Consider the following 23,140-nt stretch of genomic DNA (forward strand, 5'->3'; position numbering starts at 1 on the left):
CGGCTAATCTAAGCGATCGCGGGGCTATTTCGCCTGGGTGAGCAGGATCTTCGCAGCGAAGACCGAGAAGACGCCGGCGAAGGTATAGTCCATGCCGCGCAAGACTTTCTTGTTTTTCTGCAGCCAGGAGGCCAGCCAGTCGGCAGCAAAGACGATGCTGGCGTTGACCGGCATGCCGATCAGGATGAAGCAGAAGCCGAGAAAGAGCAGCTTTTGGGTGACGGCTGGATCGCCGGCGCTGACGAATTGCGGCAGGAAGGTCATGAAGAAGATGATGACCTTGGGGTTCAGAAGATTGACCCAGAAGCCTGACGAGACGTTCGAAAGTGGCGTGCCCTTCTGCTCCTCGACCTTGGCGACGGTGAGCTTCGAGCCGAAACGGATCGCCTGCATCGCCAGCCAGAGCAGATAGGCGGCACCGCCGGTCTTCAGGATCAGGAAGGCGGTCGGCGAGGCGGTGATCAGCGCCGAAATGCCGAAAGCGACCAGCATGGTGTGGACGACGATGCCGAGGCTGGTGCCGACGACAACGAAGAGAGCCGCCTTCTTGCCCTGGGCGAGCGCGCGGCTGATCGACAGCGTCATGTCGGGGCCTGGGGTCGCCGCAAGCAGCAGTGTCGCGGCGGCGAAGGCGAGAAGGGTCGGCAGGCTGGGCAGAAAATCCATGACACACTCTGAAAGCCGGAAAGGATCTAAAGCATGTTGCGCAAAAGTGTGTAGCGGTTTTGCGGCAACGACATGCGTAAAAACAAAGACCTAAAGCGCGAGGAGCGAATCCGAAAAATCGCTACGCGCTTTAGGGATCTCCTACCCGGCTTTCAGAAAATTACCAATCAAACCTTCTGATGGTACCGATTACTTCTGTTCGAGGAAGGCCTTGAACTTATCTGCATAATCCTTGTGCCAGCGTGACAGCGGCGGGCGGTTCTCGACAATATCGCCGGCTGCCCAGAGCATGCGGCGCTCGTCGACCGGACGCGCGACGTCATTGTCGGGGCAGAGGATATAGAAATCGCCGCGTTCGAGGCTCTCGACCATGAAATCGACCGTCTGCTCGGCGGTCCAGGCGGCGGCCGGTTTTTCGGCGCGGTCGCCCTTGGTGAGGTCGGTGAAGACGAAGCCGGGGATCAGAAGATGGGCGGAAATCTTTCCGCCTTCGGTGTTGCGAAGCTCGTGCTGCAGCGCTTCGGTGAAGACTTTCACGCCAGCTTTGGAGATATTGTAGGCGGGGTTGCCGGGCGGCGTGGTGATGCCCTGTTTGGAGCCGGTGTTGATGATCAGGCCCGGCTCGCCATGCGACAGCATCTTCGGGCCGAAGGTGCGCGTGCCGTTGATCACACCCATCAGGTTGACGGCGAAGATATTGTCCCAGTTCGCCTGCGGGCTGAAGATCGAGGTTTCTGGACCGATGCCGGCATTGTTCATCAGCACGTGCACACGGCCGAAACGCTGGAGGACGGCGCGCTCGAGCGCTTCCAGCGAGTCTCTGCTGGCGACGTCGGTCTCGACCGCCATCACATTTTCCTCGCCGGCAATGGCCTTGAGTTCGTTGGCGGCGTCGGCCAGCCGATCGCCGCGGAGATCGGCGATTGCAACGCTCATGCCGCGTCCGGCGAAATATTTCGCCGCGGCAAGACCAATGCCGGAGGCGCCGCCGGTGATGACGGCAACATTAGATGTCTTGAAAATGTCTTGAATATTCGTCACGGGGGCAGCCTCTCCTCGAGCATTTGCGGACGCTGGCGAATATGGGCTCCGCTTTGGCGCTGTCAAACGGTATCGGCACCATCAGCGTCGCACTTGGCCTTGCGTCACGCGCCAATCTCGCTAAAAGTGCCGCGACACCGGGTTTTGCCGGCCTTTTATGCAACGGACCTCATCATCATGGCATCATACAAAGACGTGAAGAAAGTCGTTCTCGCCTATTCCGGCGGCCTCGACACCTCGATCATCCTGAAGTGGCTGCAGACGGAGCTGGGCGCCGAAGTCGTCACCTTCACCGCCGATCTCGGCCAGGGCGAAGAGTTGGAGCCGGCGCGCAAGAAGGCCGAGATGCTCGGCATCAAGGAGATCTATATCGAGGATGTGCGTGAGGAATTCGTGCGCGATTTCGTCTTCCCGATGTTCCGTGCCAACGCCGTCTACGAAGGCGTCTACCTGCTCGGCACCTCGATCGCCCGTCCGTTGATTTCCAAGCATCTGATCGATATCGCCCGCAAGACGGGTGCGGATGCGATCGCCCACGGCGCGACCGGCAAGGGCAACGACCAGGTCCGATTCGAACTGTCCGCCTATGCCCTCAACCCCGATATCAAGATCATCGCGCCGTGGCGCGACTGGGCGTTCAAGAGCCGCACCGACCTGCTGGCCTTTGCCGAACAGCATCAGATCCCGGTTGCCAAGGACAAGATGGGCGAGGCGCCGTTCTCCGTCGACGCCAACCTTCTGCATTCCTCTTCCGAGGGTAAGGTTCTCGAAGACCCCTCCAAGGAAGCGCCTGAATATGTGCATATGCGCACCATTTCGCCTGAGGCAGCCCCCGACAAGGCAACGACCATCAAGGTCGGCTTCGAAAAGGGTGATGCGGTTTCGATCAACGGCGTGCGCATGAGCCCGGCGACGCTGCTGGCTGCGCTCAACAATTATGGCCGCGACAACGGCATCGGCCGTCTCGACCTCGTCGAGAACCGCTTCGTCGGCATGAAGTCGCGCGGCGTCTACGAGACACCCGGCGGCACGATCCTGCTTACGGCGCACCGCGCCATCGAATCCATCACGCTCGATCGGGGTGCTGCCCATCTCAAGGACGACATCATGCCGCGTTACGCCGAGCTGATTTATTACGGCTTCTGGTTCTCACCGGAACGCGAGATGCTGCAGGCGCTGATCGACAAGAGCCAGGAGCATGTCGAAGGCGAAGTGACGCTGAAGCTCTACAAGGGCAATGTCATGGTCATCGGCCGCGAAAGCGAAAAGTCGCTCTATTCTGACAAGCTCGTCACCTTCGAGGACGATCAGGGCGCCTACGACCAGAAGGATGCGGCCGGCTTCATCAAGCTCAATGCGCTGCGCCTACGCACGCTCGGCAAGCGCAACCTCGCGAAGTAATCACGGTTCGCCTTCGAACTGGATATGAGCCCGCCGGCATTGCCGCGCGGGCTTTTTCGTGGAGTGAGGTAGCAAACGCCCACCAAATTCTTAGAGCGTTCTGGATGGCCGGATTGCCCAACAACGGACATCGGCTCGGCTTGGATAGATGTCCGTTACGGGGCCGCTTTCCGCCCGTCAAGTTTCAAGCGTGTTAACTGGGTTAGCTGACTTCGCGTGACCGCTTTCGTGAAAATCCTTGACAGAAATGAGTAGCCGATGTCGATAAAGGCTAGAACGAGGCGCCCGTCCACGGGAGGGCCATAGGGCAGGCGCGAGGGGGAACATGGCAGACAATTCACAGCAAATTCTGGACGACGTGCTGTCGCAACAACGTCAGGACCTCATCCCTGAGGTTTCTGAGCATGACTATTTCGAAGTTTTCTGTGCCGAGCAAATTCTGAAGGATTTCGATCTCTCTTATGACGAGATTCAGAGCGGAATCGTCGACGGCGAACACGACGGCGGCGTCGACTCCGCTTATGCTTTTGTTAATGGCGAACTGATTTACGAGGACTTCGATACGTCGCCCTTCAAGAAAGACGTGCAAATCGAGCTGCACATCATTCAGTCGAAGACATCGGGTGGCTTCAGTGAAGTCCCGGTCAACAAGCTCATTTCCTTAACACGACATTTATTGCGGCTCGACGCGGATTATAGTCAGCTTCAGCAGTATAACCAGGCGGTAAAGGCGGCGATTGATAACTTCCGCGTCGCCTATCGCAGCTTGGCCTCCCGGTTCCCCAACTTGCGAATCTGCTACTATTACGCGTCAAAGAAAGCGGACGCCCATGTTCATGCCAACCTTCAACTCAAGGCGGATGAGCTGAAGCAGGTCGCCGAAGAACTCTTCCAAGGCGCTGCGGTTTCGGTTGAATTCCTGGGCGCGCGCAAGCTCCTCGAGCTAGCCCGGCGCCGACCCAAGACTGCGTATGAGCTTCGCGTCAGCAAGAGCCTCAGCGCGGTCAACGGGCACGGCGTCTTGAGCACGCTCAGCGAGTATAATAAGTTCCTCCGGGGCGGCGGCGACAAGGTCAAGGCGGAGCTTTTCGAGTCGAACGTTCGTGACTTCCAGGGAGATACGGAGGTCAACGCCGAGATCGGAAATACACTCAGAAACGAAAAGACGGTTGAGTTCTGGTGGATGAACAATGGAGTCACGATCCTAGCGAGCCGTGCGACACTCAACGGCGACAGCGTCACGATCGAGAATCCGCAGATCGTGAACGGGCTTCAAACCTCCACCCAGATCGCGCGGTACTTTCAGAGTGAAAAAGGTGACGATCATCGAAACGTAATGGTCAAGATTGTGTCATCGGATAACGAGGAAACCCGGGACAAGATCATTAAGGCGACCAATAGCCAGAACGCGGTTCAGCCTGCGACTCTCAGGGCGACCGACAAAGTTCAACGAGATATCGAGGAGACGCTGAAGTCCACCGGGCTCTATTACGATCGCCGGAAGAACTTCTACAAAAACGAGGGAAAGCCGGCAGACAAGATCATCAGCATCCCGCTGATGGCACAAGCGGTGATGTCCGTGGTTCTCGCCAGGCCCGACACTGCGCGAGCGCGCCCGTCATCGCTCATCAAAGACAACTCGGTATATTCCCAAGTTTTCTCGGAAACGCACCCCATCGGCATGTATTCGAACGCGGCCGCGCTGATCCGACATGTCGATAGGGTCCTGAAGAGTCGCTCTGAGATGAGCGCACGTGATCGCTCAAATTTGCGCTTCTATATTCTTTTCTGGCTGAGTTGTGTGCTCGTCGAAAAGACCAGCCTCACGACCAGCGACCTGGCCGGCATCGACGTCAAGGCTGTGGACGATTCCGATATCGAGGCAGCAGCGGATGAAGTGTGGCAGATCTACGATGGCCTTGGCGGGACCGATCAGATCGCCAAAGGCCCCGAACTTAGACGGCTGGCGCTTGAGGCGCTCAATGTGAAGCTCAAGGGCAAATCAGCACAGCCGTCATTAGACAGCGCCATCAGCCTGGCCAATTGATATCGCAGGCTTTCAAGCCGCGCTTGGGAGCCAAGATCTGGCGCGTCCGTACGGTCGAGGACGCGCCGAACACGCACCTTTAGCCGTTCACCTTGCCCTCTGGCCGGTCTTGGACAGGGTGTGATGAACGCGATGCTGTCGACAAGATCACTGATAGTCATATGCACCGTTGCATTCCTGTTAGTCAGGAATGGAACGGATACCGCGTGAGATAGCGACAGCCTTCCTCCTATGCCAATGGCTGAACGAGCGTCACCTTTCAGATCGTTCTAAGATCATTTGGACGCCGACAGTGGGGCGCAAAGCAGCCGCATCCTTCAACAGCGAACAGATGTCCGCCTCGGGCCGAAGGCCGCCTCCGGTAGCGTTTGCTACCCGATCCCATTTTCACGACCGTGAACCACCCTTGACGAACGCCCGTGATCGCCTAGTCTGCCGTCATCATCCTCCGGAGCATTTCCATGACGCAGTCTTTGCTCTTCGGCGCCTTTCTGGCGGCGCTGTTTTATGTGCTCATTCCGGGACCCGCCTTCCTGCAGCTGCTCGGCATCGGCGCCGGGCAGGGCCGCAAGGCCGGCGCCCTCTTCATGATGGGGCATCTGGTCGGGGATATCATCTGGTCGTCGCTGGCGCTGATCGCGATCGTCGGCGCAAAGACGATCGGAACCTTGGTCTTCGACCTGCTCGGCCTTGCCTGCGGCTTCTACCTCGCCTGGATTGGCTGGAGCGCCGTCAATGCCAAGCCGAAAACGGAGGGGCAGGCGCTTGTTGTGGTCGAGCGGCCGTTTCGCCGCGGTCTGATTTTCGGCGTCACCAATCCGAAGGGTTATCCGGTGGCGCTCGCCACCTTCACCGCACTCGTTGCAGGCTCGGCCGGCGCGCTCGATTTCGAGGCGCTGCCGGTGCTGCTCGGCGTGTCGTTCGTCGGTTTCGTGACGGCCGACATCATCCTGATCGGCATCATCGGCGCCGGTACGGTGCGGCGCTTCTATCGCGCCCATGAGCGGCTGATCGTGCGCTGCTCCGGCGTGCTTTTCATGGGATTTGCCGCCCAGGCGCTCTGGCACGCAACGCCCGGCCTGCTCGGCTGGCGCAAGGCCTGACCTAAAGCGCGTCGCGATCTTTCAGATTCGCTCCTCACATCACACTTTTCGGCGTCATGCCGATCAGCCGTCCAGGAAATTGACGATCGAGTTCAGCGTCTGGACCTCGTCAGAATCGCCGATCGACATGGCGATCTGCAACTGATTCTTGTAGTAATCGAGGAAATTGAAGCTGGTGCCGTCGGTGACGCTGGAGAGATCGACGACGTTGCCGAGCGGATCGATCGCATGCATTGGCAGCGGTTCGGAGATTGCGGCGTAGGTGTTCTGATCGATCAGGCCGCTGTCGAAACTCTGGCGCGCGTAATTGCGCAGTTCTCCAGGGCTGACCGCGGTGAAATCCGGGCCTTCGCCAACTTCGTCTTCGATCTGGAACGAGGCCGGGGCGGGAGCTCTGGTCTCGATTTGAATATCAGAGGTCTTCGAACTTTTTGCGTTATTGGGATTGTTTTTAAAAAGCAAACTCTGAGAAGACCGCACAGAAAAAACTTCCATGGCGCATGTCCCCTTACAAGAAGATCACCTATGAAGCGCTCGCGCGTGATTCGCGTCAATCGTTAACGATGGGTTAATTTTCACGTATCAATTGTTGTCCACCAGATCTGACAGGCGTCCACAAGATTGGCAGGCGAGGCAAAAGGCCATCCCGGAAACATACCAATTCTGTGGCCGCTCTCCTATATTGCCGATTCACTTGCATGCCAAAAAGGAATTCTCCGATGTCTTCTCCACATGATTTTAATCCGGCGCTGGTGACCTGGGACGGTCTTCACGGTCTGCCGCGTTTCGATGCCTTGAATGACGGCGATTTCGCCGCCGCCTTCGAAGCCGCACTTGCCGCGCATGAAAGGGAGATCGACGAGATCGCCGCAAACGGCGATGCGCCGACATTCGACAATACGGTCGTGGCGCTGGAGATTGCCGGCGACGCACTGTCGCGCGTTTCGGCGCTGTTCTGGAACAAGGCAGGCGCCCATACCAATGATGTGATCCAGGCGCTGGAGCGGGAGATCTCCCCGAAGATGTCGCGCCACTATTCGAAGATCGGCATGAATGCAGCACATTTTGCCCGCATCGACACGCTCTGGGAGAGCCGCGAGAGCCTTGGCCTGACGCTCGAACAGACACGCGTGCTGGAACGCCACTGGAAAGGCTTCGTCAAATCGGGCGCCAAGCTTGAGAAGGCCGAGCAGGAAAAACTCGCCGCGATCAATGAAAAGCTTGCCGGCCTCGGGACGCAATTCGGCCAGAACGTGCTGGCCGACGAGAAAGCCTGGGCGCTGCTGCTTTCTGATGGAGCCGAGCTCGACGGGCTGCCGGAGTTCCTGCGCGATGCGATGGCGGCGGCGGCGCGTGAACGCGGCGAGGATGGCAAATATGCAGTGACGCTGTCACGCTCGATCATCGAGCCGTTCCTCACCTTTTCAGAGCGTCGCGATCTGCGTGAGCAGGCTTTCAAGGCGTGGGTGGCGCGCGGCGAAAATGACGGGGAGACGGACAACCGCGTCGTCATCCGCGAAACTTTGGCACTGCGCCATCAGGTGGCGACGCTGCTCGGCTACGGCAACTTCGCCGAGCTGAAACTCGACAATACGATGGCGAAGACGGCGGATGCGGTGAACGGCCTGCTCAAGGCCGTTTGGGCGCGGGCGGTGAAACGCGCGGGCGAGGAGGAGATCGATATCGCGGCACTGATCGCCGAAGAGGGTCGGAACCACGAGGTGATGCCCTGGGATTGGCGCCATTACGCCGAAAAGATCCGCGCACGGAAATTCGATTTCTCCGAGGCCGAGCTCAAGCCTTATCTGCAGCTCGAGAAGATCATCGAGGCCTGCTTCGACGTGGCCGGCCGGCTGTTCGGCATCCGGGTCGTGGAGAAAAAGGGCGTGGCTGCCTATCATCCGGATGTCAGGGTGTTCGAAATCAGGGATCGCGACGACAAGCTGGTCGCGCTGTTCCTCGGCGATTATTTTGCCCGTAGCTCGAAACGATCAGGCGCCTGGATGAGCTCGCTGCAATCGCAGCACAGGCTGGAGCTGAAGAACGGCCGCCACGGCGAATTGCCGATCATCTACAATGTCTGCAACTTCGCCAAGCCGGCTGAAGGCAAGCCGGCGCTGCTGTCGCTCGACGATGCCCGCACGCTGTTCCACGAATTCGGTCATGCGTTGCACGGCATGCTTTCGAACGTCACCTATCCCACGGTTGCAGGTACCGGCGTTTCGCGCGATTTCGTCGAGCTGCCGTCACAGCTCTATGAGCACTGGCTGACGGTGCCCGATATTCTGAAGCGCTATGCCGTGCATGTCGAAACCGGTGAGCCGATGCCGCAGGCCCTGCTCGACAAGGTGCTTGCCGCCCGCACCTTCAATGCCGGCTTCAATACCGTCGAGTTCACCTCGTCGGCGCTGGTCGATATGGCCTTTCACACGAGAACGGCCGTCGAGGATCCGATGGCGGTGCAGGGCGAGGTACTTGCCGAGATCGGCATGCCGAAGTCGATCGTCATGCGCCATGCGACGCCGCACTTCCAGCACATCTTCTCCGGCGGCTATTCGGCCGGCTATTACTCCTACATGTGGTCGGAGGTGCTCGACGCCGACGCCTTTGCCGCCTTCGAGGAGACGGGAGACGCCTTCAACGGTGAGATGGCGCGCAAGCTCAAGGACAATATCTATTCCGTCGGCGGCTCGGTCGATCCGGAAGACGCCTACAAGGCCTTCCGCGGCAAGCTGCCGAGCCCGGATGCGATGCTTGTCAAAAAAGGACTTTCGACCTTCGAGGAATTGACAGGCAGCGACGCCTAAGACAATTTGATGACATGCCATGATGCGGCGGGGCGACAGCCTTGCCGCAGCTTTTGCGCGTTCCCCCCTTTCGCAAACGCAAAAAAAACTGTATGGACGCCCCAAACTAATAGGCGCGTCCTCTAGAGCGTGCGCCCCAGCCTCAGAGATTTCACATATGTCACTTCGCAATATCGCGATCATCGCGCACGTTGACCATGGCAAAACGACCCTGGTGGATGAGCTTCTCAAGCAGTCCGGCTCGTTCCGCGAAAATCAGCGTGTCGCTGAACGCGTGATGGACTCGAACGATCTCGAAAAGGAACGCGGCATCACCATTCTCGCCAAGGCGACCTCGGTGGAATGGAAGGGTGTCCGCATCAACATCGTCGACACCCCCGGCCACGCCGACTTCGGTGGTGAGGTTGAGCGCATTCTCTCGATGGTGGATGGCGCGATCGTTCTCGTCGATGCGTCCGAAGGCCCGATGCCGCAGACCAAGTTCGTGGTCGGCAAGGCGCTGAAGGTCGGTCTTCGTCCGATTGTCGCGATCAACAAGATCGACCGTCCGGACGGCCGCCACGAAGAAGTCATCAACGAAGTCTTCGATCTTTTCGCCAATCTCGACGCCACCGACGAGCAGCTCGACTTCCCGATCCTCTACGGTTCCGGCCGCGACGGCTGGATGAACGTCAATCCGGAAGGTCCTAAGGATCATGGCCTTGCGCCGCTTCTCGACCTGGTGCTCAAGCATGTTCCGGAGCCGACCGTCCACGAAGGTCCGTTCACGATGATCGGTACGATCCTCGAAGCCAACCCCTTCCTCGGCCGCATCATCACCGGTCGCATCAATTCCGGTTCCATCAAGCCGAACCAGGCAGTGAAGGTTCTCCACGCCGACGGCAAGACGATCGAAACCGGCCGTATTTCCAAGATCCTCGCTTTCCGCGGCATCGAGCGCACGGCAATCGACGAAGCGCATCAGGGCGACATTATCGCGATCGCCGGCCTTTCCAAGGGCACGGTCGCCGACACTTTCTGCGATCCCTCGATCACCGAGCCGCTGCAGGCGCAACCGATCGATCCGCCGACCGTCACCATGTCCTTCATCGTCAACGATAGCCCGCTGGCCGGCACCGAAGGCGACAAGGTGACATCACGCGTCATCCGCGACCGTCTCTTCAAGGAAGCGGAAGGCAACGTCGCCCTGAAGATCGAAGAAGCCGAAGGCAAGGATTCGTTCTACGTGTCCGGCCGTGGCGAACTTCAGCTCGCCGTTCTCATCGAGACCATGCGTCGCGAAGGCTTCGAGCTTGCCGTGTCGCGTCCGCGCGTCGTGATGCACAAGGATGAAAACGGCCAGCTTCTTGAGCCGATCGAGGAGGTCGTCGTCGACGTCGACGAAGAACATTCCGGTGTCGTCGTGCAGAAGATGTCCGAGCGCAAGGCCGAAATGGTCGAGCTGCGCCCGTCGGGCGGTAACCGTCTTCGCCTGCGTTTCTACGCACCGACCCGTGGCCTGATCGGCTACCAGTCGGAACTGCTGACGGATACGCGCGGCACGGCGATCATGAACCGCCTGTTCCACGACTACCAGCCCTACAAGGGTGTGATCGGTGGCCGCGTCAACGGCGTGCTGCTCGCCAACGCTCCCGGCGAAGCCGTCGCCTATGCGATGTTCAACTTGGAAGATCGCGGCCCGATGATCATCGAGCCGGGCGAAAAGGTCTATGCCGGCATGATCATCGGCATCCATTCGCGTGACAACGACCTTGAAGTCAACGTGCTGAAGGGCAAGCAGCTCACCAACATCCGCGCCGCCGGCAAGGACGAAGCGGTGAAGCTGACGCCGCCGATCCGGATGACGCTTGATCGCGCGCTCTCCTGGATTCAGGATGACGAGCTGATGGAAGTGACACCGAAGAACATTCGTCTGCGCAAGATGTATCTCGACGCAAACGATCGCAAGCGTTTCGAAAAGACGAAGGCGGCGCTCTAAGAGCCATTCAAAGTGCGACAGCGTCTTGCGGCTCTCGAAAAGAGGCGCGACGCTGGAGAGAAATCCTTCAAAACCCCGGCCTTCGCGCCGGGGTTTTTTATTGTGCGCCGCGTCGATTCCGTCTTGTGACAATCGTTAAAAAAGCGTTAACTTTTGATCGTCGTCCACATATCAAGTCTGTGGGCAATCAACCGGGATGCGACATCGCATATGGTTAATTGCCTCTAGCGGGACCAGAGTAAACGTTATGAAGACGTTGTCGATCGATGTCCGGCGGGCCGAGCCGCAAGACGCCCGAGCCATATCGGAAACACACAGGCTTGCCTGGCAACACACTTATGCCGGCATCATTCCCCACCGCGCACTGACGCAGATGATCGAGCGGCGCGGCGAAAGCTGGTGGCGCAAGGCAACGCGCGGACCGGCGACGCTGCTGGTTCTCGATGTTGCCGGGACAGTCGCCGGCTACGCGACCCTCGGCCTCAACCGCGCCCGCGCTCTGCCGCAGGAAGGCGAGATTTACGAGCTTTATCTGCGGCCTGAGTATCAGGGCATCGGCCTCGGCAGGATGCTGTTCGGCGAGGCGCGCCGGCTCTTGAAGTCGCTTGGCTGCAACGGGCTGGTCGTCTGGTGCCTCGAGGAAAACGAGACCGCCAGCCACTTTTATCGCCATCATGGCGGCGTCGATTTCTGCGAAGGCATGGAAAGCTTCGACCACAGGCAATTGAAGAAGATCGGCTTCATCTGGAGCTGAGCGGCCATTCAAAGTGCCGCAGCGTCCTTTGCTCGTCTGAAAAGACGCGCGGCGCTGGAGTCGGCGTTCCACTATCTCCTATTAGACACTTTTGATGTGAATGTGCGCCGCTGCGGTCGAGCATTGGCGCTGTGCGATGTTGCGTTGCCACATGAAACTGATTATCTGGCTGCCGGCACATTCAACCTTGCGGGAGTTTCTTATGCGCATCGACGCCATTGCAATCGGTCATAATCCACCTGAGGACGTCAACGTTATCGTCGAGGTTCCGGTCGGCGGCCATCCCATCAAGTATGAGATGGACAAGGAAGCCGGCACGCTGGTGGTCGATCGTTTCCTCTATACGCCGATGACCTATCCCGGCAATTATGGTTTCGTGCCGCACACACTGTCGGAAGACGGCGACCCGATCGACGTGCTGATCGCCAGCACCCGCCCGCTGGTTCCCGGCTGCGTCATCAATGTGCGCCCGATCGGCGTCCTGAAAATGGAAGACAATTCCGGCAAGGACGAGAAGATCATTGCCGTGCCGTCGCCGAAGCTGACGCTGCGCTATGAGAAGGTGAAGGACTTCACCGATCTTCCCGAGATCACGCTGAAGCAGATCGAGCACTTCTTCCAGCACTACAAGGATCTGGAGCCCGGCAAGTGGGTGAAGATCTTCGGCTGGGGCGACTCCAAGGAAGCAGGCGAACTCATCCTCGAAGCTGTCGAGCGCGCCAAGAAGACGAAAGGCTGATCGCTCAGCCTAAAAACATCTCGAGCTTTTTAAGCAAATCCTCCGGATCGCCGTCGATCCGGAGGATTTTTTTGCGCGCGGTCTCACCCGAGACGAGGCTGACGCTGGATTTGGGAATGCGCAGGGATTTTGCGATCAAAAGGATAAGCGCCTTGTTGGCCTTGCCCTTCTCGGGCACTGATGTGACGCGTGCCTTCAGGAACGCTTTGCCCTCGCCGTCGGCCTCAATGCCGTCGAGAGCGTCGCGCCCGCCATTCGGCGTCAGCCGGACGGCGAGGCGCAGATGGTCATCGAAAAGGCTCCAGGGACGGCTCAAGCGACCAGCGGGTACAGCGTGGTCCAAAGCAGGGTGCGCAGGAAGAAGATGATCAGCAGCAGGATGATCGGCGAAATATCGATGCCGCCAAGGTTCGGCAGCCGGCGGCGGATCGGCTTCAGCACCGGTTCGGTGACATTATAGAGGAATGTGCCGACCGAATTGACGAACTGATTGCTGGAATTGATAACATTGAAGGCATAGAGCCAGGAAAAAATCGCACTGGCAATCAGGATCCAGGTGTAAATATTCAAAGCCAAATCAATGGTTTGAAACAGCGCAAACATCGTCGTCTCCAATTCGTTGTTGACAGACATGTAGACATTGGCGACTAAACGGGCAAGTGCCGTGTGGAAACGCATGGTGAATCTTGTTTAACGGGCGGCTTTGCAGCTATTCCGGCGCCCGTCTCCTCGGAAAACATCCATGTCGTTTTCGCCCACCGGAGATCGTTTTGCCGCGTTCCGGCATTCGTCCTACACGCGTTTCTTCTTCGCGCGCTTCCTGCTTTCCTTCTCGCAGCAGATCGTCAGCGTTGCGGTCGGCTGGCAGATGTACGACCAGACGGGCAGCGCGATCTACCTCGGTTTGATCGGTCTCGTGCAGTTCCTGCCGTCGCTGCTGCTCATCCTCGTCACCGGTTCGGTGGCCGACCGGTACAATCGCCGGGCGATCGCGGCTCTCTGCTCGCTGGCAAGCGCGCTCTGCACGCTGGCGCTGCTGGTGATGACTGTCATGGGGACCTTCACGCCCTTGCCTGTCTTCGCCGTGCTATTGATCTTCGGCGTTGAACGCGCCTTCATGTCGCCGGCAGTGCAGTCGCTGGCGCCCAATCTCGTGCCGGAGCAGGCACTCTCCAATGCGATCGCCTGGAATTCGTCGTCCTGGCAACTCGCGGCAATCACCGGGCCGGTGCTCGGCGGTCTCCTTTATGGCGTCAGTGCGTCAACCGCCTATACGGTGGCGGTGATCTTTTCCGTGTTCGGTGCCGCCCTTCTCTACATGATCCCGAAACCGGAGCAGAAGACGACGGGCGAGACCAAGAGCTGGGCGATGATCCTCGGCGGCTTCAGTTTCATCCGCGCCGAAAAGGTGGTGCTCGGGGCGATCTCGCTCGATCTCTTCGCCGTGCTGCTCGGCGGGGCGACGGCGCTGATGCCGATTTTTGCGCGCGATATCCTCACCCTCGGTCCCTGGGGGCTCGGACTGCTGCGCGCCGCACCGGGACTTGGCGCCATCGTCATGGCGATCTTCCTTGCCGCCTATCCGCTCAAACATCGCGCCGGCATCTACATGTTCATCGGTGTCGCCCTGTTCGGCGTCGGAACGATTATCTTCGGCGTCTCGACCAATACCGAGGTCTCGATCGCGGCGCTGGCGCTGATGGGGGCGGCCGACATGGTGTCGGTCTATGTGCGCGAGAGCTTGATTGCGCTCTGGACGCCGGACCAGCTGCGCGGCCGTGTCAATGCGGTCAACATGGTCTTCGTCGGCGCTTCGAACGAGCTCGGGGAATTCCGGGCGGGCACGATGGCGGCGATCTTCGGCGCGGTGCCGGCGGTCGTTATCGGCGGGATCGGAACGCTTGTCGTGGCGGCGATCTGGGTTTCGAGTTTCGCCAAACTGCGCAGGATCGATACGCTCGACGCGCCCGCTGTATCGTCGGAAGCGATTTAGAAACGATTATGCGCGAAGAGCGATGGAAGACGCCGCCTTCGCCGTCTTTCCCTCGAAGACGATGTCGAGGAATTCGCTCAGCCAGGCTCTCAGCGGCGCATCGAACAGCATGCGGCCTTCGAGATGTTCGCGGCCCTGCTGGGCGTTCGGCAGGATGAAGCGATGGGCGCCATGCACGACCCAGCGATGCATCATCACCCGGGTCAGTTCGGCATGGAACTGCAGCCCCCAGGCGTTGCCGTCGTAGCGAAAGGCCTGGTTCGGATAAGCATCGCCTTCGGCCAACAGGTCGGCGCCGCGCGGCAGTTCGAAGCCCTCGCGGTGAAAATGATAGACCATCTTCGGCCAGTGCATCAGCAGGCGGCCCTTCTCGGTCGGGTGCAGCGGATACCAGCCGATCTCCGTCGAGCCATCGGTATTCGGCTGCACCTTGCCGCCGAGATGATGCACCAGCATCTGCGCGCCGAGGCAGATGCCGAGGTAGGGGCGCTTTTCGCGGAGCGGCACGTTGATCCAGTCGATCTCCTTCTTGACGAAGTCATCGGGATCATTGGCGCTCATCGGCCCGCCGAAGACGACGGCGCCGGCATGGTCTTCAAGTGTTGTCGGAAGCGGCTGGCCGAGAACCGGGCGACGGATATCGAGGCGATAGCCCTTTTCGACGAGCAATTGGCCGACACGGCCGGGGCTCGACCGTTCCTGATGCAGGACGATGAGGATCGGGCGCTCGTCGCGGTTCGGATTTTGCTCAGTCGGCATCATCTTGCGCAACCTGGACATCCGTCACCCTGGCGGCGGCCTCCTGCCGCTTCTGGATGCGCTCGCGCGAGGAGACGCCGAGCAGATCGGCGATACGCCAGATCACATGGTCTTCCATCTCGCTGCGCTCGCCATCGGCATAGACGATGTCCCATAGGACGCCGATCAGCTCGAGCCGTTGCTCGATATTGAGATGGCGTTTCAGGTCGGCGGTGAAGCGATAATAGTCGACGGCGGAGCTTTCGGCCTCAAGGCCGGCGGCTATCAGAGCATCGAGCTGCTTGCCGTCGAGTGCATACTGCTCCTTCAGGAGCTTGCGCAGCCGCTTCTTCTCGCTGGCTTTGATCTGACCGTCGGCCTCCATGACCTGCATGCAGAGCGCTGCCACTGCGATGCGCGGATCATCAGGGGCAAAACCTTTCTTCGGGTGGTCGGCGGTGAGATTCTGGAAGAATGCTTGAAAGCGTTCGAACATGCGGTTTTCGTTCCATTTCAGAAAAGGCGGAGCCGTGTCTTGGGTTCCGGTTCCACCCTGGGATCGCGAACGCCGGGATCATCCGGCAATCCGCCAAAGAAAGGTTTCGCCTCGCTCGGCGCGGTCGGTTTATCGCCCGCGGTCGGTTCGACGGGTTTCGGTTTGGCCGACGTCGGTGCCGGTGTCGGCGTGGGGCGCACAGCCTCGGCAATCGTCGCGGCGCGTTCCAGCTCAATGATGCGATGGTCGTTAACCGGACTTTCCGGCCTGACATCACGCAGCGGCGGCAATGTCTTCAAAGCCGTTTCGATCGAGGCCGGCGCCGAACCGTCTTCGAGCGGACCCTCGATCTGGCCGAAGGGCGCCTTCCATTCGAAGGCGTCGAGGCGGCCGGTCACGGGTGATACCGGCAGCCATTTGTCGGAGACGAAGCCGTCTGCCACCCAGGCCGGGTCGCGCGGCGCCTTGAGTGCCTGGGCCAGCCAGTGGCGCACGCGGCCCTGGTCGCCGGTCTCGGCTTCTTCGATGTCGGCCAGCAGCAGGTAGGCGCCTTCACGCGGCTGCATGCGGGCCGCCGCTTCCGCCTTGGCGCGGGCCTTGGCGAATTCCTGCGCGTCGAGGGCTGCCTGGGCGACGACGAGAAGGGATTCGACATTGTTCGGGCGCTGCCCTTCCAGCCGCTCGGCACGCTTCAGCCGGTCGAGCGTGGAATCGCCGCTGCGGGCCCTGACATAGGCTTGACCGATCTCGGGATGAGGTGCCGATTTCCATGCCTGTTCGAGGATCGAGGCGGCCTTGCGCACGCCGCCTTCGCGAAACAGCGCCTTTGCGGCAATGAGGGCTGCCGGAATGAAATCGGCGGCGAGCTTCAGCGCCTGCAGGGCGTCGTCGCGGGCACCGGTCGGGTTGCTTTCCAGCTTCTCGCCGGCGCGCGCCGTCAGGAGGACGGCGTGCAGACGGTTGGCTTCGGCCTTTTCGACGACGCGGGCGGCCTTCTGCTGTTCGAGCAGGCGGATCGCGTCGTCCCAACGGCCGGCCTGGCTGCGATATTCGAGCGTCGCCTGTGCGGCCCAGGGAAGATAGGGGGCGTTGTCGGCAGCCGTTTCGGCATATTGGCGGGCGGCCTCGTTGGCGCCGAGACGGCGGGCTTCGAGATAGAGACCGCGCAGACCGAGCTCGCGCGTCTCGGGATCGTTGGCCATGGCCTCGAACTTGGCGCGCGCTTCGTCATGGCGACCTTCGATGAGGGCGGCCTGGGCCTCGAGCAGGTTGATCAGAGGTTCCTGATTGGCGCGAATGAGGCCGCGCGAGCGGGCCGCCATCTTGCGGGCAAGCAGGGCATTGCCGGCGCCGGCGGCGATCAGGCCGGTCGACAGCGCCTGATAACCGCGGTCCCGCTTGCGGGCGCGGAAATAACGCGTCACCGAATGCGGCGAGGTCCAGACCAGGCGGACGAACCACCAGGCGATCATCACGGCGGCAATGAGAGCGATGATCGCGCTGGCGGCGACGATCAGCTTCGTCTGGTAGATCTGGCCCTCCCAGATCAGCGAGAGGTCGCCGGGACGATCGGCGAGCCAGGCGAAGCCAAGGGCGAGAAGCAACACGAAGAGGGCGAAGACGACAAGGCGGATCAGCATGGTCTTATCCTTCCTTGCCGGTGCCGGAAACCGCTTTCGACAGCGCCCCGCCGACCAGCTCCTCGACGCGGATGCGCGCTTCGAGCGATTGCTTGAAGGCGGCGGACGCCTGCTTGCCGGAAGCGGGCAGGTTGTTCCATTCGGCGGAGGCGCCTGGCAGGTCGCCGCTCTTCACCTTCTCCTCCATGCGGGCGGCAATGGCTTCGACGCTTTCGCCTTCGATATTGCCGACGGGACGGACGCTCACCAGCGACTTGGCGCTCGACATCAGCCGATCCGACCAGCTCTGGTTCGGGTCCGGCTGGTTGACGGCTTCAACGATCGCGGTGGCGACATCGGGAACCTCGCGCACCAGCTCGGTGCGTGAGGGAATGCCGGTCTCGGCAAAGGTTCTAAGGTCGGCGACGGCTGGATCGTCGGGTGCGACGCCGGCGAAGGTGTCGAGTTCGGCCAGGAACGGGCCACCGCGATCGATTGCCGCCTTCAGTGCGGCCGCCGCGATCGCCCGGGCAACGGCGACATCCTCGCGCGGCTCGTTCAGCTTCTTTTCGGCCTCTTCCAGGCGCTTAGCGATATCGGCGCCGTTCGTCGTCTGCTGCTCGGATGACTGGGCAAGCGTCGAGCGCAGCTGGTCGACCTGACCGGTCAGTTCTGCAATCTTCTGGTTGAGTGCCTCGACGTTGGCAGCATCGGCCGGCGCACCGGCTGCGGGGGCCTTTGCAGCCGTTTCCAGCGCAGCGACGCGTTTCGCAAGCTCGCCGTCATCCGGGCTCGCCGGATTGGCGGCAAGGTTGGCGATGGTCTGTTTCAGAGCGTCGATCTCGCCGGCAAGATCGGCCGTCTCCGGCGAGGTCGTCTGCGGTGCGGCGGAGCCTGGGAGGTAACCGGCATACTGGATGGCGCCGGCGCCAAGCAGCGCCACAAGGCCGCCGACGATGCCGGCGGCAATGAGACCGGAGGTGCCGGCGCTCTTCGGCCCAGGCTGTTCGGGAGGAGGGGTGAAGGAAGGTTCTGGAGCTACCGGTTCCTCCTCCGGCGCATCGATCACAGGCTTCTCTTCATCTTCGGCATGCGACGCAGTCTCGGTTTCGGGCGGCAGGCCGTCATCCGCGGCGGCGGTGCTGTCGGCCCCGCCAGTTTCGTCGTCTACCGGTTTTTCGGTATCGGCTGCAGAGGCGAATTCCTGTGAATCGAGGTCGATCGTGACCGGCTCGTCGGCGCTCTTCGAATGGCGTGGCGGGTTTCCCGATACCATGAGGTCCTCTTTATCCTGCATTGCAACGAAACTAGACAGTGATGCCAGTTAAGGGAAGAGGTTAGATCAAATTTGGGCGGTTAGAGCCTTTCCTGGTCAGATTGCAGCATTCTGCCGGAGCAGATTTTCGTCAGGGCAGAGGCGATTGGCGACGGGCATACCTCTTGGTACGTCCGAGCCGATCGCCTCTGATCCTGGCGCAAAGATGCCCGGCCCTTCGGGTTGGCTGAAACGGGCCGGCTGATCGACCGGCCGGCTTGGCCGTAGAGCTGGGCTACGACGCGCGCCGGCCGGTCGACCATCCGACTCCGTTTGAGCCAACAGAATGCTGCAATCTGACCAGGAAAGGCTCTAAAGCCTCAAAGCAGCGACAAAAGGCTTTTCTCATCCGCCATCGGTGAAATCTCGACGCTTTTTTTCAAAGTCGTCGGGATGGCTTGCGCCACCGCTTCGCTGAGGCAGAGAAGGCGGATTCCACTGTGTTTCGGGGCGGCTGATCGCAGTTCCGGCATGCGAAAGAAATCCTCTGCCGTCTGGCGGGAATAGAAGAGGATGGCGTCCGGGTAACCGCTAGCGAAGATCGAGCCGATCTCGGTGGGATCGGGGACGGCCGGTTGCATACGGTAGCATTCGGCGACGGAAAAATGGATGCCGAGTTCGCGCAATCTTCTTTCAAAAGTCTCGGCGCGCGGGGTGCCGGCGAGGTAGAGCAGCGTGCCCGGTTTCTCCGCCGCGACGAGATCGGCGAGATCGCGGCCATTGCCCTGGGAAGAGGCGACCGATCGGAAGCCGAGGCTGCGCGCCTCTTCTGCGGTCGTTTCTCCCACCGCGAAAAGCGGGCGGGCGAGATGCGGACGAAGTTTTTCGCCGAGTGCGGAGAGGATCCTGATGGCTTCGGCGCTCGTCACTGCGATTGCGCCGCTGGTGGCTGCAAGCGCGCCTGCGGCAGCGGCGCTGTCGTGCAGCGGCTGACGCAGTGGCAGCAGCAGCGGCTCGTGGCCCATATCGCGCAAACGTTGTGCGGTTCTAGTCGCCGAGTTCGCAGGGCGGGTGACGAGCACGCGCATGGCCGCTTCAGTGCCAGTCGTCGAAAAAGGCGCTGCCGGCTCTTGCGCGCACGTCCTGGCCGGCGCGGGTGCCGAGCGCTGCCGCATCGCGGCGGTGGCCGTCGGTCGTCACCGCATGCTGGCTGCGGCCGTCGGGAGTGATGATGAGGCCGGAGAACCGGATCAAGTCGCCTTCGCAGACGGCATAACCACCGATCGGCGTGCGGCAGGAGCCGTCGAGTGCGGCGAGGAAGGCGCGTTCGCAGGAGACTGTGTCGAAGGTCGTGGCATCGTTGACCGGCGCCAGCAGATCGTCAATCCCCGTATCGCCGATGCGGCTTTCGATGCAGATCGCTCCCTGCGCCGGCGCCGGCGGGAAGGTGTCGGGATCGAGGATATCGGTCAGCACATCGACCTTGCCGAGGCGCTTCAGGCCGGCAAGCGCCAGCAGGGTCGCATCAACCTCGCCTTCTTCGAGCTTGCGCAGGCGCGTTTCGACGAGGCCGCGGAAGGTGATGACATTGATATCCGGCCGCATGCGGCGGATCAGTGCCTGGCGGCGGAGCGAGGATGAACCGACGGTGGCGCCATGCGGCAGGTCGATCAGTTTGCGCGCAGTGCGGCCGATGACGGCGTCGCGGATATCCTCGCGCGGCAGATAGGCAGAGAGATAAAGCCCCTCGGGCAGCTTCGTCGCCATGTCCTTGGCGGAATGCACCGCGAAATCGAGCTCGCCGGCGGCAAGCTTCTGTTCAAGCTCCTCGGTGAACAGGCCCTTGCCGCCGATCTCGGCCAGCGACCGGTCGGTGATGCGGTCGCCCTTGGTCGAGAGAATGACGATCTCGAACATGTCCTCGGGCAGATGATGCGCCGCCATCAGCCTGTCGCGGGCCTCATGCGCCTGGGCAAGCGCCAGTGGGCTGCCGCGCGTGCCGATACGGAAAGGTTTTGTTTGCATCCGCTCTATTCCGTTGTTACCGGAGTTCTCGTAAACGGGATTCCATCCCATCGCAATCAACGAACAGGCCTTATGGTTCCCTTTCTGCGCATCCTTGGCATCGAAACGAGCTGCGACGAGACCGCCGCGGCGGTCGTCGAGCGCGATGCAGAGGGGCATTCCAACGTGCTGTCGGACGTGGTGCTTTCCCAGCTCGACGAGCACAGCGCCTATGGCGGCGTGGTGCCAGAGATCGCCGCACGCGCCCATGTCGAAGCGCTGGACGAGCTGATCGAGGAAGCGCTGAAGCGCGCCAATGTGTCGCTCAACGATGTCGACGCCATCGCCGCCACTTCGGGGCCGGGGTTGATCGGCGGGCTGCTGGTAGGGTTGATGACCGGCAAGGCGATCGCCAGAGCCGCCGGCAAGCCGCTTTATGCGATCAACCATCTCGAGGGCCATGCGCTGACGGCGCGGCTGACGGACGGGCTCTCCTTTCCCTATCTGATGCTGCTCGTCTCCGGCGGCCATACCCAGCTCATTCTGGTGCGGGGCGTCGGGCAATATGAGCGCTGGGGCACCACGATCGACGATGCGCTCGGCGAAGCCTTCGACAAGACTGCAAAGTTGCTCGGCCTGCCCTATCCCGGCGGCCCGGCGGTGGAGCGGATGGCGCGGGACGGCAATCCCGGTCGCTTCGACTTTCCGCGGCCACTGGTCGGCGAGGCACGGCTCGATTTTTCCTTCTCCGGCCTGAAGACGGCGGTGCGGCAGGCGGCGCAGGATATCGCGCCGCTCAGCGATCAGGACGTGGCTGACATTTGCGCCTCGTTCCAGAAGGCGGTTTCGCGGACGCTGAAGGACCGTATCGGCCGCGGCCTGCAGCGGTTCAAGACGGAATTTCCCGCGACATTCTCGGCGACTGGCCCAGCGACTGGCGAAAAGCCGGCGCTGGTCGTTGCCGGCGGTGTCGCCGCCAATCTCGAACTGCGCGGCACGCTGCAGGCGCTGTGCGACAAGAACGGTTTCCGCTTCATTGCACCGCCGCTGCACCTCTGTACCGACAATGCCGCAATGATCGCCTGGGCAGGATTGGAGCGGATGGCGACCGGTGCCGCACCGGATACGCTCGACGTGCAGCCGCGCTCGCGCTGGCCGCTCGATTCCAATGCGGAAACGCTGATCGGTTTCGGAAAACGAGGGGCCAAGGCATGAGCGAAAATATCGCCGTCGTCGGATCGGGGGCTTTCGGCACGGCGCTTGCGGCCGTCATCGCCCTTGCCGGCCGCAGCGCCGTGACACTCGTCGGGCGTGATCCGTCACTGATTGGCGATCTGAAGGCCGAACGGCTGCATGATGCGGTGCTGCCCGGTATTCTCCTGCCCGATACGCTGGAATTTTCCGCCGAGGCGGATGCAATCACTGGTGCCTCCATCGTGCTTTTTGCAATGCCGTCGCAGGCGCAGGCCGATGCGGCGCGGCAATACGCACCTTATCTTGCCAAGGATGCCGTGGTCGTCACCTGTGCCAAGGGCATCGAGCGGGCGACGGGCAATCTTCTGACCGACATGCTGGAACAGGAACTGCCGGATCATTCCGTCGCCGTGCTCTCCGGTCCGGGTTTTGCCGCCGATATCGCGAAAGGCTTGCCGACAGCGATGGCGATCGCGGCAGCCGACATGGAGACCGCGGAGCGGCTCGCTCAAGCCATATCAGGCCGAACCTTCCGGCTCTACGCCTCCAACGATCGGATCGGCGTGCAGCTCGGCGGCGCGCTTAAGAATGTGCTGGCGATCGCCTGCGGCATCGTCGAAGGCCGCGGCATCGGCGATTCCGCGCGTGCGGCGCTGATTGCGCGCGGGCTTGCGGAGATGTCGCGTTTCGTCGTCGCCAAGGGCGGGCAGGCGGATACGGTGCGCGGGCTTTCCGGCCTCGGCGATCTGGTGCTGACGGCGACGAGCCATCAATCGCGAAACCTGCGCTTCGGCATCGCGCTCGGGCGCGGCGAAAAGACCGATCCGCTGCATGGCGCGCTGGTGGAAGGCGCGTTTGCTGCCTCCGTCGCCTCGCGGCTTGCGGCGGAATTGAAGGTCAGCATGCCGATCACCGATGCCGTTTCCGCCATCATCGACGGCAGGCTCGATATATCAGAGGCGATAGAGCAGCTGATGACGCGTCCGATCACCACCGAATAGGAGACAGACATGCTTTTTGCCCTTCTCTGCAAGGACAAACCGGGACATCTGAACGTGCGCATGGACACGCGCCCCACGCATATCGAGCATCTGAACAAGCTGAATGCCGAGGGCACGCTGAAGATCGCCGGCCCGTTTCTCGATGACGACGGCAAACCCTGCGGCAGCCTGATCATCGTCGAAGCGGAATCGAAAGAGGCGGCGCGTGCGCTTGCCGATGCCGATCCCTATGCCAAGGCCGGGCTGTTCGAAAGCGTCGACGTCAAGGCCTACAACTGGGTCTTCAACAAACCGGAGGCGTGAC

At 61.2% G+C, this 23,140-nt stretch carries 22 protein-coding genes; 11 read left to right on the plus strand and 11 right to left on the minus strand.

The window, feature by feature from the left end; all coding sequences use genetic code 11:
* Positions 1-24: 24 nt before the first annotated feature.
* Both HFO99_RS01070 and HFO99_RS01075 read right to left on the minus strand, forming a co-directional pair.
* Positions 25-666 (minus strand): LysE family translocator, encoded by a 642-nt coding sequence (locus HFO99_RS01070; RefSeq protein ID WP_222358579.1) that lies wholly within the window; start codon positions 664-666, stop codon positions 25-27.
* 189 nt (positions 667-855) lie between these two features.
* Positions 856-1,707 carry an SDR family NAD(P)-dependent oxidoreductase gene (locus tag HFO99_RS01075; RefSeq protein ID WP_222358582.1) on the minus strand — a complete coding sequence of 284 codons (852 nt, stop codon included), beginning with the start codon at positions 1,705-1,707 and terminating at the stop codon, positions 856-858.
* A 177-nt stretch (positions 1,708-1,884) separates the two neighbouring features.
* Between HFO99_RS01075 and HFO99_RS01080 the strand changes: the two genes are divergently transcribed.
* From HFO99_RS01080 to HFO99_RS01090, 3 genes are all read left to right on the plus strand, one after another.
* Complete coding sequence (locus HFO99_RS01080) at positions 1,885-3,108, plus strand: argininosuccinate synthase (RefSeq protein WP_222358585.1); 1,224 nt, start codon at positions 1,885-1,887, stop codon at positions 3,106-3,108.
* Between the two features lie 325 nt (positions 3,109-3,433).
* Positions 3,434-5,155, plus strand: a complete 1,722-nt coding sequence (locus HFO99_RS01085; protein ID WP_222358588.1) for an AIPR family protein — start codon at positions 3,434-3,436, stop codon at positions 5,153-5,155.
* Positions 5,156-5,616: 461 nt separating this feature from the next.
* Complete coding sequence (locus HFO99_RS01090; protein WP_222358591.1) at positions 5,617-6,258, plus strand: LysE family translocator; 642 nt, start codon at positions 5,617-5,619, stop codon at positions 6,256-6,258.
* A gap of 63 nt (positions 6,259-6,321) precedes the next feature.
* On the opposite strand, the gene HFO99_RS01095 is transcribed toward HFO99_RS01090, so the two are convergent.
* Positions 6,322-6,753 carry a hypothetical protein gene (locus HFO99_RS01095; protein ID WP_222358594.1) on the minus strand — a complete coding sequence of 144 codons (432 nt, stop codon included), beginning with the start codon at positions 6,751-6,753 and terminating at the stop codon, positions 6,322-6,324.
* Positions 6,754-6,977: 224 nt separating this feature from the next.
* On the opposite strand from HFO99_RS01095, the gene HFO99_RS01100 reads away from it, so the two are divergent.
* The 4 genes from HFO99_RS01100 (at position 6,978) to ppa (ending at position 12,536) form a co-directional block, all read left to right on the plus strand.
* A complete protein-coding gene (locus HFO99_RS01100; RefSeq protein WP_222358597.1) occupies positions 6,978-9,065 on the plus strand; it encodes a M3 family metallopeptidase in 2,088 nt (695 codons plus the stop codon).
* Between the two features lie 157 nt (positions 9,066-9,222).
* Positions 9,223-11,043 (plus strand): translational GTPase TypA, encoded by a 1,821-nt coding sequence (gene typA / locus HFO99_RS01105; RefSeq protein WP_222358600.1) that lies wholly within the window; start codon positions 9,223-9,225, stop codon positions 11,041-11,043.
* A 247-nt stretch (positions 11,044-11,290) separates the two neighbouring features.
* Positions 11,291-11,797: a GNAT family N-acetyltransferase gene (locus HFO99_RS01110; RefSeq protein WP_017966220.1), complete on the plus strand. Its 507-nt coding sequence runs from the start codon at positions 11,291-11,293 to the stop codon at positions 11,795-11,797.
* A gap of 202 nt (positions 11,798-11,999) precedes the next feature.
* Positions 12,000-12,536 (plus strand): inorganic diphosphatase, encoded by a 537-nt coding sequence (gene ppa / locus HFO99_RS01115; protein ID WP_222301084.1) that lies wholly within the window; start codon positions 12,000-12,002, stop codon positions 12,534-12,536.
* 4 nt (positions 12,537-12,540) lie between these two features.
* Here the strand turns inward: ppa and HFO99_RS01120 are convergent, their stop codons facing one another.
* A complete protein-coding gene (locus HFO99_RS01120; RefSeq protein WP_222334685.1) occupies positions 12,541-12,852 on the minus strand; it encodes a DUF167 domain-containing protein in 312 nt (103 codons plus the stop codon).
* Complete coding sequence (locus HFO99_RS01125; protein ID WP_025396317.1) at positions 12,849-13,139, minus strand: YggT family protein; 291 nt, start codon at positions 13,137-13,139, stop codon at positions 12,849-12,851. The genes HFO99_RS01120 and HFO99_RS01125 overlap by 4 nt, the downstream gene beginning before the upstream one ends.
* A 139-nt stretch (positions 13,140-13,278) precedes the next feature.
* Between HFO99_RS01125 and HFO99_RS01130 the strand changes: the two genes are divergently transcribed.
* Positions 13,279-14,529 carry an MFS transporter gene (locus HFO99_RS01130; protein WP_222358603.1) on the plus strand — a complete coding sequence of 417 codons (1,251 nt, stop codon included), beginning with the start codon at positions 13,279-13,281 and terminating at the stop codon, positions 14,527-14,529.
* A gap of 6 nt (positions 14,530-14,535) precedes the next feature.
* On the opposite strand, the gene HFO99_RS01135 is transcribed toward HFO99_RS01130, so the two are convergent.
* The 6 genes from HFO99_RS01135 to hemC all read right to left on the minus strand — a co-directional run bounded on the left by HFO99_RS01135 (position 14,536) and on the right by hemC (position 20,662).
* Complete coding sequence (locus HFO99_RS01135) at positions 14,536-15,309, minus strand: glutamine amidotransferase (RefSeq protein WP_222358606.1); 774 nt, start codon at positions 15,307-15,309, stop codon at positions 14,536-14,538.
* Positions 15,278-15,763, minus strand: coding sequence for a TerB family tellurite resistance protein (locus HFO99_RS01140; protein WP_222358609.1), 486 nt, complete (start codon positions 15,761-15,763; stop codon positions 15,278-15,280). Before HFO99_RS01140 ends, HFO99_RS01135 begins: the two co-directional genes overlap by 32 nt.
* A gap of 17 nt (positions 15,764-15,780) precedes the next feature.
* A complete protein-coding gene (locus HFO99_RS01145) occupies positions 15,781-17,403 on the minus strand; it encodes a heme biosynthesis protein HemY (RefSeq protein ID WP_222358614.1) in 1,623 nt (540 codons plus the stop codon).
* A 4-nt stretch (positions 17,404-17,407) separates the two neighbouring features.
* Positions 17,408-18,679 carry a COG4223 family protein gene (locus tag HFO99_RS01150; RefSeq protein WP_222358617.1) on the minus strand — a complete coding sequence of 424 codons (1,272 nt, stop codon included), beginning with the start codon at positions 18,677-18,679 and terminating at the stop codon, positions 17,408-17,410.
* Between the two features lie 338 nt (positions 18,680-19,017).
* Positions 19,018-19,725 (minus strand): uroporphyrinogen-III synthase, encoded by a 708-nt coding sequence (locus HFO99_RS01155; RefSeq protein WP_222358620.1) that lies wholly within the window; start codon positions 19,723-19,725, stop codon positions 19,018-19,020.
* Positions 19,726-19,732: 7 nt separating this feature from the next.
* Positions 19,733-20,662 carry a hydroxymethylbilane synthase gene (hemC, locus tag HFO99_RS01160; RefSeq protein ID WP_222358623.1) on the minus strand — a complete coding sequence of 310 codons (930 nt, stop codon included), beginning with the start codon at positions 20,660-20,662 and terminating at the stop codon, positions 19,733-19,735.
* A gap of 72 nt (positions 20,663-20,734) precedes the next feature.
* Here hemC and tsaD point away from each other — a divergent pair, with 72 nt between their 5' ends.
* Genes tsaD through HFO99_RS01175 form a run of 3 tightly spaced genes read left to right on the plus strand, consistent with a single transcriptional unit; the run spans position 20,735 to position 23,139 of the window.
* Positions 20,735-21,856, plus strand: a complete 1,122-nt coding sequence (gene tsaD / locus HFO99_RS01165) for a tRNA (adenosine(37)-N6)-threonylcarbamoyltransferase complex transferase subunit TsaD (protein ID WP_222334677.1) — start codon at positions 20,735-20,737, stop codon at positions 21,854-21,856.
* Positions 21,853-22,836 (plus strand): NAD(P)H-dependent glycerol-3-phosphate dehydrogenase, encoded by a 984-nt coding sequence (locus tag HFO99_RS01170; RefSeq protein ID WP_222358626.1) that lies wholly within the window; start codon positions 21,853-21,855, stop codon positions 22,834-22,836. Before tsaD ends, HFO99_RS01170 begins: the two co-directional genes overlap by 4 nt.
* A gap of 9 nt (positions 22,837-22,845) precedes the next feature.
* Entirely contained in the window at positions 22,846-23,139 is a 294-nt protein-coding gene (locus HFO99_RS01175) for a YciI-like protein (RefSeq protein ID WP_003543605.1), read from the plus strand.
* The last annotated feature ends 1 nt before the right edge of the window (position 23,140 follow it).

Source organism: Rhizobium leguminosarum, from assembly GCF_019798305.1.
In the GTDB taxonomy this organism is placed as follows: Bacteria; Pseudomonadota; Alphaproteobacteria; order Rhizobiales; family Rhizobiaceae; genus Rhizobium; species Rhizobium leguminosarum_U.

Bases quoted from the DNA above. Each gene is read 5' to 3' on its own strand.
- HFO99_RS01130 (WP_222358603.1), top strand. From the start codon at position 13,279: ATGTCGTTTTCGCCCACCGGAGATCGTTTTGCCGCGTTCCGGCATTCG.
- HFO99_RS01145 (WP_222358614.1), bottom strand. From the start codon at position 17,403: ATGCTGATCCGCCTTGTCGTCTTCGCCCTCTTCGTGTTGCTTCTCGCC.
- hemC (WP_222358623.1), bottom strand. From the start codon at position 20,662: ATGCAAACAAAACCTTTCCGTATCGGCACGCGCGGCAGCCCACTGGCG.
- HFO99_RS01100 (WP_222358597.1), top strand. From the start codon at position 6,978: ATGTCTTCTCCACATGATTTTAATCCGGCGCTGGTGACCTGGGACGGT.
- HFO99_RS01095 (WP_222358594.1), bottom strand. From the start codon at position 6,753: ATGGAAGTTTTTTCTGTGCGGTCTTCTCAGAGTTTGCTTTTTAAAAAC.
- HFO99_RS01140 (WP_222358609.1), bottom strand. From the start codon at position 15,763: ATGTTCGAACGCTTTCAAGCATTCTTCCAGAATCTCACCGCCGACCAC.
- typA (WP_222358600.1), top strand. From the start codon at position 9,223: ATGTCACTTCGCAATATCGCGATCATCGCGCACGTTGACCATGGCAAA.
- HFO99_RS01155 (WP_222358620.1), bottom strand. From the start codon at position 19,725: ATGCGCGTGCTCGTCACCCGCCCTGCGAACTCGGCGACTAGAACCGCA.
- HFO99_RS01110 (WP_017966220.1), top strand. From the start codon at position 11,291: ATGAAGACGTTGTCGATCGATGTCCGGCGGGCCGAGCCGCAAGACGCC.
- HFO99_RS01150 (WP_222358617.1), bottom strand. From the start codon at position 18,679: ATGCAGGATAAAGAGGACCTCATGGTATCGGGAAACCCGCCACGCCAT.
- HFO99_RS01070 (WP_222358579.1), bottom strand. From the start codon at position 666: ATGGATTTTCTGCCCAGCCTGCCGACCCTTCTCGCCTTCGCCGCCGCG.
- HFO99_RS01090 (WP_222358591.1), top strand. From the start codon at position 5,617: ATGACGCAGTCTTTGCTCTTCGGCGCCTTTCTGGCGGCGCTGTTTTAT.
- ppa (WP_222301084.1), top strand. From the start codon at position 12,000: ATGCGCATCGACGCCATTGCAATCGGTCATAATCCACCTGAGGACGTC.
- HFO99_RS01080 (WP_222358585.1), top strand. From the start codon at position 1,885: ATGGCATCATACAAAGACGTGAAGAAAGTCGTTCTCGCCTATTCCGGC.
- HFO99_RS01135 (WP_222358606.1), bottom strand. From the start codon at position 15,309: ATGTCCAGGTTGCGCAAGATGATGCCGACTGAGCAAAATCCGAACCGC.
- HFO99_RS01125 (WP_025396317.1), bottom strand. From the start codon at position 13,139: ATGTTTGCGCTGTTTCAAACCATTGATTTGGCTTTGAATATTTACACC.
- tsaD (WP_222334677.1), top strand. From the start codon at position 20,735: ATGGTTCCCTTTCTGCGCATCCTTGGCATCGAAACGAGCTGCGACGAG.
- HFO99_RS01170 (WP_222358626.1), top strand. From the start codon at position 21,853: ATGAGCGAAAATATCGCCGTCGTCGGATCGGGGGCTTTCGGCACGGCG.
- HFO99_RS01175 (WP_003543605.1), top strand. From the start codon at position 22,846: ATGCTTTTTGCCCTTCTCTGCAAGGACAAACCGGGACATCTGAACGTG.
- HFO99_RS01085 (WP_222358588.1), top strand. From the start codon at position 3,434: ATGGCAGACAATTCACAGCAAATTCTGGACGACGTGCTGTCGCAACAA.